The following is a 627-nucleotide window of genomic DNA, read 5'->3' on the forward strand; positions in this document are numbered from 1 at the left end:
CTGGGCCTTGAACCGCGACCAGGTCGCGCGTTTGGCGGGCTTCTTGAGCCGGTTGAACATCGAGTACCCGTCCTCGGCCACCGCCACCAGGGCCTTCAGCCGGGCTCGGCCCTCCTCGCCCATGCGGTCGTTGACCTGGGCGAAGATCTCGGCGTTGGCCTCCCCTCGGATGCGTGTGGCCATCTCGTCCAGGGTGGAGAACCCCGGCAGCTCCACCGACGCCTCCACCAGGCGGTCCAGCGCGGCGTTGATCAAATCGGGCGGGTAGTGCCTGGACCGGGCGGCCTCACGAATCGCCTCGGCGGCGATCTTGCGGGCCCGCGAAGGGTCGTAGGTCACGCCCAGGCGGGTGCGGATCTGCTTGCGGTGCCACTTGGCAGTGCGCCCCGACCCGTGGTCGGGTTCGACGTCCTCGCCCAGGTCCAGGTGGCGCCGCACGTGGTCGACCACCTCGTCGGGGACCTCGGCGGCCGAGGGGAGACGCGCCATCTTCTGGTGGCACTTCAGCGCGAGCACCACCGCGAACAGCGCCTCGGGGGTGTTGGTACGCTCACTCGCCCACTTGATCTCGTCGGCGTTGGGAGTGAAGGACAGGTGCAGCATTCGCGCTGAGGTCAGCTTCTTGAA

Annotated in this window: 1 protein-coding gene; it reads right to left on the bottom strand. The window is 68.7% G+C overall.

What is annotated here, in order from left to right; all coding sequences use genetic code 11:
- The coding region (locus LP52_RS25455) for a DUF4158 domain-containing protein (protein ID WP_040276968.1) at positions 1 to 627 on the bottom strand (627 nt) is incomplete at both ends.

Source organism: Streptomonospora alba (assembly GCF_000826685.1).
GTDB lineage: Bacteria > Actinomycetota > Actinomycetes > Streptosporangiales > Streptosporangiaceae > Streptomonospora > Streptomonospora alba.